The sequence below is a fragment of the Pseudomonadota bacterium genome (assembly GCA_010028905.1).
In the GTDB taxonomy this organism is placed as follows: Bacteria; Vulcanimicrobiota; Xenobia; order RGZZ01; family RGZZ01; genus RGZZ01.
Genome location: RGZZ01000506.1, coordinates 1 through 3,459, shown reverse-complemented (window position 1 = coordinate 3,459; position 3,459 = coordinate 1). Strand labels below are relative to the sequence as shown.

Annotated in this window: 2 protein-coding genes, 1 tRNA gene and 1 pseudogene; 3 read left to right on the top strand and 1 reads right to left on the bottom strand. The window is 67.6% G+C overall.

Features of this window, described 5'->3' with window-relative positions:
• Positions 1-97: 97 nt before the first annotated feature.
• The 3 genes and pseudogenes from EB084_21965 to EB084_21955 all read left to right on the top strand — a co-directional run bounded on the left by EB084_21965 (position 98) and on the right by EB084_21955 (position 2,973).
• Entirely contained in the window at positions 98-640 is a 543-nt protein-coding gene (locus EB084_21965) for a nucleotidyltransferase domain-containing protein (protein NDD30930.1), read from the top strand.
• A pseudogene (locus EB084_21960) lies at positions 549-980 on the top strand (DUF86 domain-containing protein). The gene EB084_21965 and the pseudogene EB084_21960 overlap by 92 nt, the downstream one beginning before the upstream one ends.
• 118 nt (positions 981-1,098) lie before the next feature.
• Positions 1,099-2,973 (top strand): VacB/RNase II family 3'-5' exoribonuclease, encoded by a 1,875-nt coding sequence (locus EB084_21955; GenBank protein ID NDD30929.1) that lies wholly within the window; start codon positions 1,099-1,101, stop codon positions 2,971-2,973.
• 321 nt (positions 2,974-3,294) lie between these two features.
• Here the strand turns inward: EB084_21955 and EB084_21950 are convergent.
• Positions 3,295-3,372: transfer RNA gene (locus EB084_21950), tRNA-Pro, on the bottom strand.
• Positions 3,373-3,459: the final 87 nt, after the last annotated feature.

Sequence of the window (3,459 nt, the reverse complement as noted above, 5' to 3'; positions counted from 1 at the left end):
TGTGCTCAACTGTGGCGGGTTGAGCATCACGCAGCGGCGCCCTTCGCCGTGAGGATGGCGCGACTGCAGTGCGAAGTCGTGGACGTGTTGACCGGCCATCGGGTCCGTCATCGGGTGCCCCTCTGTTGTCGTCGCATGCCTGACGTGGTCGAATCTCAACGTGGATACAGCGCAAATCGCAGAAGCACTGGCCGCCTTCCCCGAGGTGGTTCTGGTCTACGTGTTCGGGTCCCGGGCCACGGGTCGAGCGTCTACGAGCAGCGATCTCGACCTCGCTGTGGTGACCGATCGGGGCACCTCCTGGCCGCGCTTTCGCACCGACGTGGTGACCGCGCTGCGGCCATTGCTGGGCGATATCGCCCTCGACCTCGTGAACCTCAACCGTGCGCCGGTCGAGCTGTCAAACGCAGTGCTCACGCATGGCGTTCGCATCTTCGAGCGGTCGGTTGCAGAACGGGTAGAGTTCGAAGCCCATGTCTCAGGCCGCTACGGCGACTATCTTCCCGTGCTGCGGCAGCAGCAGCGTGAGATTCTGAACGGAGGCGATCGTGACGCCAGAGCTCGGCGGTATCGAACGCAGGTTGGACGAGCTGGACGAGCGTCTCTCCCGCTTGACCGCGCTGCAGAGCAGGCCCCGTAGCGAGTTCGACGCTGACCCCTTCTTGCGCGACGTTGTCGAGTGAAATCTCGAGATCGCCGCGCAGTGCGTGATTGACATGTGCAATCGAATCATCTCGCTCGAGGGGGCGCAGCGCCCCGCAGACGATCACGAGGCCATCATGCGGATGGGCGACCTCGCGGTCTTGTCGCCTGCATTTGCCACGCATCTCGCACCCCTTGCCGGGTTTCGCAATGTACTCGTTCACGAGTATACGGGCATCGACTGGAATGAGGTCTATGACAACCTGCAGCGGCTCGATGACCTGCGCGTCTTCGCCGACGCCGTGCGTAGCTGGATGGCGGGTCGCCTGGCGACCTGACGAGTGCCGTTGAGCCTCGCACTGCGCGAGGCGCTGCCCTCGAAGCCGCGCGTGATTGCCTGGGCGCGAGCAGACGTGCTGCACAGGAGTCGCGCAGGCCCCTGCGAACTCGTTGCCCATGCACGTCACAGGCTCCATCACTGTTCACCCCCGGGGATTCGGGTTTCTCGCCTTCTCGCCGGATGGCTCGGGGCGCGCAGCCTCGGCCTTCATCATCCCCCCTGACCTGAATCCGTTTCTCACAGACGACGTGGTGACGGCTGAGGTGTCGGCCGCAGCCGACGGCCGTTGGAACGCTGCCGATCTGGCCCTCGTGTCGCGTCCGCGCACGCGAGTGATGGGCGAGGTCGTGATGCGCGGACGCGCCATGTTCCTGCGCATCGATCGTGAGGTCTCGAACACCGACTGGCCTTTGCACGACCCGCATCGAGAGGCCCGCCGGGGTGATGCTGTGGTCGCACGCCTCGACGAAGCGCGCGCTGTGGTCGAGTGCGTTCTCGGGCCCGACGACGACGTCGCGTTCGAGCGCCTGCTGCTGCGCCACGATCTCCAGGCGGCGCACGCCGCCACCGTGCTCGCCGAGGCCACCGAGGTTCAGCAGCGCGCGGTCGTTGTGGGGCACCGACGCGACCTGCGCGACATGACGTTCGTGACCATCGACGGCCCTTCGACCCGCGACATCGACGACGCCGTCGGCGTTCTCCCGGCCGCGTCTGACGGGGCGCTGCGGCTGTTCGTTGCCATCGCCGATCCGGCGGAGCACGTGCGTGACGGGACGGTGCTCGACCGTGACGCCCGCGCGCGTGCCACGAGCGTCTATCTGTCGGGCCGCGTGCTGTCCATGCTGCCGGAGTCGATCTCGGCCGACCGTCTCAGTCTGTGGCCGGACGTCGATCGCGAGGTCCTTGCGGTGGAGATGCGCATCGACGCCGAGGGTCGCGTGGTGTCGGTTGATCTGCACGAGGCCGTCATCCGCTCTCGCGCCCGCCTCACCTACGAGGAGGTGGAATGCTTCCTGCACGATGGCTCGGTCTCCGAGGCCATGCGCGACGTGCGCGCGGTGATGCCGTGGCTGCGCACGGCGGCATCACGCCTCGACATCGCGCGCCGCCAGCGTGGGGGCGTGAGCATGGCGCGCGACGAGGCGGCTCTGAAGGTCGACGCGAGCGGTCAGGTGATGGGGGTCGAGCTGCAGGGAAGCCCGCGCGCCCGCGCGCTGGTCGAGCGCTGCATGGTGGCCGCCAACGAGGCGGTGGCGCGCTGGCTCGAGGAGCGGGGCGTGCCCGCTCCCTACCGCGTGCACGCAGAGCCTGAGCCTTCACATGTCGTTGCGCTCTCAGAATGCGCTCACCATTTCGGGTATGAAGCCGGTCTTCCGCCCGTGCTCACGCCGTTGGCGCTAGCGGCTTTCGATACCCAGATCACGGGCGTGCCGGCCGAGCCGGCGATGCGTGCGGTGCTTCGCCGGACGCTGGGTCCCGCGCGCTACACGGTCACCCCGGGGCTGCACTTCGGGCTGGCCGCGTCGCGCTATCTCCATTTCACCTCTCCGCTACGTCGCTACGCCGACCTCGCCGTGCATCGCGCGGTGAAGGCCTGGTTGCGAGGCCAGCGCGACTTCACTCCCCTCGACCCCGAGGTGGAGACCCTCGCGCGCCATCTCAACGATCGCACCGCCGCCGCGGGCAAGGCCGAGGCCGACTGGCATCGCGTTCTCGCCGCGCGCTGGATGACCCAGCACATCGGTCAGGTGTACGCGGGCAGGGTGGTGCGGGTGAAGTCGTTCGGCGTGCTCGTGCAGCTCGACGCCTCTTTCGTGGAGGGCCTGCTGCCGCTCGAGTCGCTTCCAGGAGGCGACTGGCGCGTCGACCCACGCGAGGTGTCGGTGGGTGGGCCCGGCGGAACTCTTGCCGTGGGCGTGCCCGTTCAGGTGCGGGTGAAGGCGACCGACACCGAGCTGGGACGCATCGAGCTCGCGCTTGTGACGGACTAAGCAGCGGGGCTGCGCGGGAGCGCGGCAGGCGGTGGCGCTGTAGACGAAGGTGTCGAGGAACAGCCAGCAGCTACTCGGCCCGTTCTCTGCTTCCCGCCTGCCAGGCGGCGCAGGCCGAGTCGCAGCGTGCGTTCACGGGGTTGATGTCAGGCGTGCAGGTGCCTCCGCGCGAGTCTTGGCTGAGTAGAAGAGAGCTCCCCCTGAGTCTTGCGGTACGGAGGACGTGGCGCGGAGCGTGCACGGGGGCGGGAGTCCCCCAGAACGACGAAACGCCCCCGCGTGGGAGGCGTTTTCGTGCGGCTCGTGACCGAGCAGTGTGGTTGGTCGGAGTGGGGAGATTTGAACTCCCGACCTCTTGCACCCCAAGCAAGCGCGCTAACCAGGCTGCGCTACACCCCGAGAACAGAGCCTATTATAACAAACGACGGGGCGGTGTCAACCTTGTCTGCCTCCGTGGTGTCCGCTTCTGTCGGGGGGCGGTTGGTG